The following is a 3,898-nucleotide window of genomic DNA, read 5'->3' as shown; positions in this document are numbered from 1 at the left end:
GAACGACTTCGCCACCCTCCGCGCCATCGACATGATCGCCCGCCTGCGCGGCCTCACCCCCACGACCGCCAAACGCTCCGGCGGCGTGGAAGCGGCGCTGGAGGAAATGCACCGGCTGCCGGGAGAGGACGAGGAAACCGCCGACGCGGAAGCCGAACCCGAGGCTGCACCCGAAGCCGAACTGCCCGACCCTCCGGAAACCGTGTTCGACCCGCCGATGCCGCCCGAACTGCCGCAGCCCGTGGAACCCGCCCCGGCTCCAGCACCAGACCGGCTTTCCCCCGCCCAAGCCCGAGCAGAAGCCCGTGCCGCCGCCCAGCAAGCCGCCCGCGCCGAAGCCGCGCGGCGGATCTTCCGCTACGCACACCTGATGGCCCATCACCCCGAGCTGTCTCCCCGGATCGAGGAGCTCAGCGACGCGCGGGCCTATTTCGACGACTCCGACACCCTGCTCCCGCCGGAGCTTTGGCCCGAGCAGGCGCAGCCGTCCAACGCGAAATGATGACTCCTGATAACAAAAGCGGCCCGGAAGGGCATGTCGCCATGCCTCCCGAGCCGCCTTCCACCCACTCGACTTTTACCAGCCGGCACCCGCCTCGGTCAGTTGCCCGTTGCGTCGGCCAGCACCGCCGTCGACGGTGCAACCACCGCCTGGACCGCTGCAACCGCTTGGGCCGGGGCCGAAACCACGGCCGGCTCCGTCGCGGCTTCCGGCGCCTTCTCGCGGACCGGCATCAGGTCGGTCGCGGCCAGCAGGGACGCGGCGATGTTCGGCACCGCCATCACGGCCAGCAGGATCGTCCACAGCGTCAGCGACACCGTACCGGCATGGTTCAGCACGATCGCGGTGATGCAGGCCACGACCAGCAGGCCGCTCAGGATCGCTTCCGGCATGGCCGGGAACTTGGCGGCCTTCTTGCGCTTGCCCTTCGACGTCACCTTGAACGGCTCGTGCTTGGTGAACAGGCCCTTCAGCACGGCGGCGCCGACGGTGTAGTTCAGACTCATGCCCAGGATGGAGGTGCCGACCGTCTCGCCCCAGCTATGGCCGGACGCGAACCGGGTCAGCGCCATGCTGGCGGCCGCCCGCAGCATCAAGGCGGCGATCGCGATGGCGGTCACTTCCGGCGGCGGCAGGTGCAGCGGCAGGACGGTCGCCAGTGCGGTCCACGAGATGGCGCCCGCGGCTGCGACCAGTCCCAGGGCATCCGACCACCAGCGCGCCCAGCCGGACCAGAAGTGCAGCTTCTGCGCGCCGTTCAGGCCCTTGGCGCCGGGAAGCAGGTGCTTGACGTGCGCCTTCATGATCTGGACCGAGCCATAGGCCCAGCGGTGACGCTGCTGGCGGAAGTCCTTGAAGCTGTCCGGCGTGATGCCCGCCCCCAGGCGTTCCGTCGTGTAGTGCTGCTTCCAGCCCTGCTCCAGCAGCGTCAGGCCCAGTTCGGTGTCCTCGACGATGCACCATTCCGACCAGCCGCCCAGGCCTTCCAGCGCCGAGCGGCGGACCATGATCATGGTGCCGTGGGCGATCAGGGCGTTGTCCTCGTTCCGCTCGACCATGCCGCTGTCGAAGAAGGCGCGGTACTCGGCGGCCATCAGGCGCTTCAGCAGCGACTGGTCGCCGTCGCGGTGCTCCTGCGGGGCCTGCACCAGACCGACGGCGGGGTCGGAGAAGGCGGGGGCCAGCCGGCTCAGCCAGTGCGGCGACACGGCGTAGTCGGCGTCGAGGACGGCGATGACCTCGGCTTCCGGGTCGGTGATCTTCAGCGCGCGGTTCAGCGCGCCCGCCTTGAAGCCGGTGATCGGGTTGAAGTTGGCGAACTTGAAGGCGTCGCGGCCCATGCGCTCGTTCAGGACCCGGCAGTATTCCTCGACCGGGGTGATCAGGCTCATGTCGTTGGTGTTGTTGATCGCGACGACCACTTCGAAGGCCGGGTATTCCTGCGCCGCCAAGCTGTCGAGGGTGGCGTTCAGCATCGCCGGATCCTCGTTGCGGGCGGCGATATGGACGGACACCATCGGCTGGCGGACGGCGACTCCGGCCGACCCGATCAGCGCGCCGGCGCCTTCCCGGGGCAGCAGACGGGTCGGACGGCGGCCCAGCAGCGTCCGCGTCATCTCGTCGAGGTCGGCCAGCGCCAGCACCAGCAGGATGCCGCCCAGCGCCAGACCGCTGGCCCACATCACCAGGGTACCGGGGGTGGCGTAGATGCCCAGTGCGGCAAGCACGGCCCAGGCGGTCATGCCGGCGGAACCATGGGCGGCGATCGACCACAGCAGCGCCTGGAGCACGGTGGCGCGGCGGCGGAACAGGGCCGGCACCGACAGGAACACGCCGATCAGGACCGACACGATGCCGACTCCGAGCGCTTCCGGCTTGGGTTCGACGGCGCCGCGCAGCTGCCACTTGGGCTGCCGGTCGGCGTCCAGGACGCCCCAGTGCGGGCCGGGGCTGCCTTCGATCGCCGTCTTCCACGGCTGGTCGAAGGCTTCGATCACGTTGTACTCGACGCCCATGCGCTTGGCGTCCGTGGCGAATTCCCGGATGATCCGGGCCTGCTCCGGCCGCGAGGCGTGCGCGTTGCCGAAGTTGTCGCCGTCGGACGGCCAGCCGATTTCACCGATCCAGATCGGTTTGCCGGGATAGGCCTGCCGGATGCGCTTGATCTTGTCCATCGCGTAGGGGATGGCGCCCGAGCTTTCCAGCTTTTCCCAGTACGGCAGCGTGTGGATGCCGACGAAGTCGGACACGGCGACCGTCTTCGGGGCCTTCAGCAACTCCGACCACGTATCCGCCGTGCCCACCGGGATGCGGCGCGGCACGCGGGACCGGACCTCGGCCACATAGGCGGCCAGCGTCTCGTCGGTCTGGTCGGCACGCAGCAGCGACTCGTTGCCGACCACGACGCGCACGATGTTCGGCGTGTTGCGCGCGATGGCGACGGCCTGGTCGATCTCCGCCCGGTTATGCTCCGGGTCGGCGTTCAGCCAGATCCCGAGGTTGACCTTCAGGCCCATGCGGCTGGCGATGCCCGGCGCACGGTCCTGACCGTCGGAAACGGTATAGGTCCGGATGCCGTCGGCGATCCCGTTGATCGCGGCCATGTCCTTGCGGATCTCGGCCACGGCGACATGGCGGTCGTCCTCCGGGCTGAAATCGCGCCCCGACGGGCTGTAGGATACCGATTGCAGGCGACTCGGGGAGGCCGCCACATCCACCGGCGCCGTCTGGCCACGCCAGATGCCGAGATGCGCCGTCGCCGTAACGGCGAGGACCGCAGCCATAAGGGTGAGGGACAATGGGGTCCGCCTGGGCGGAGTTCGCGTGTTCGCCGCCGGTGAGCCGGTGGGAAGGATCGACATGGCCGTTTTTTCTGGGGGTGAGTGGTTGTTGAAGGGCTACTCAGAGATGGGTGGTACGTCGTCGTTACCAAGGATGCCTTTTGCGCCGCACTGTAACGATAAGACACTCTAATCCAGTTTGCGCAGATGGGTATGTGACAGCTATCACTTGGCTACCGTGTCGCAGGGGGTAGTGCCCAGTGTGTTGCACGGGCACAGCACTGCGCGCGGTTTGTTAACTATTTGGTAGCCATGTTCCCCTATGTGTCTCGGGACATTTATAGGCCAGTCGTCATAAAGGGTATGCTATGCGGTTGAAGCTTTTTGGGATTCTCGGTGCCCTGCTCGTGTTGACGGCCTGCGAATCGACGCCGTGGGACGCCGCCAGCAGCAGCGGCATGGGTGCGGTAAGCGGTGCCCAGGGTTACGGAAACGGCGCCGGCGGACCCGGCGGCGTCGGGAGCGGCGCTCTCGGGGCCGGTGGTGCGGGCGGCATGGGCGGCGCCGGGGGTGCGATGAATGGCCGCACCAACGTTCCGGGCGGTCCGGGCTCGCA

Annotated in this window: 2 protein-coding genes and 1 pseudogene; 2 read left to right on the top strand and 1 reads right to left on the bottom strand. The window is 68.3% G+C overall.

The genetic code is table 11. The annotated features are described in order from the left end of the window. A pseudogene (locus AC5JJ6_RS02920) lies at positions 1 to 502 on the top strand (hypothetical protein); the annotation flags it as partial. A gap of 98 nt (positions 503 to 600) precedes the next feature. Here AC5JJ6_RS02920 and AC5JJ6_RS02915 read toward each other — a convergent pair. Beyond that, on the bottom strand, positions 601 to 3,300 hold the full coding sequence (locus tag AC5JJ6_RS02915) for a glycosyltransferase (RefSeq protein ID WP_496040609.1): 2,700 nt from the start codon (positions 3,298 to 3,300) through the stop codon (positions 601 to 603). 392 nt (positions 3,301 to 3,692) lie between these two features. On the opposite strand from AC5JJ6_RS02915, the gene AC5JJ6_RS02910 reads away from it, so the two are divergent. Further along, on the top strand, positions 3,693 to 3,898 hold a 206-nt coding region (locus AC5JJ6_RS02910), incomplete at its 3' end, for a hypothetical protein (RefSeq protein ID WP_496040608.1).

The sequence above is a fragment of the Skermanella sp. genome (genome assembly GCF_059503625.1).
The sequence above is the reverse complement of the archived record's forward strand: the minus strand, read 5'-3'. Positions and strand labels throughout refer to the sequence as shown.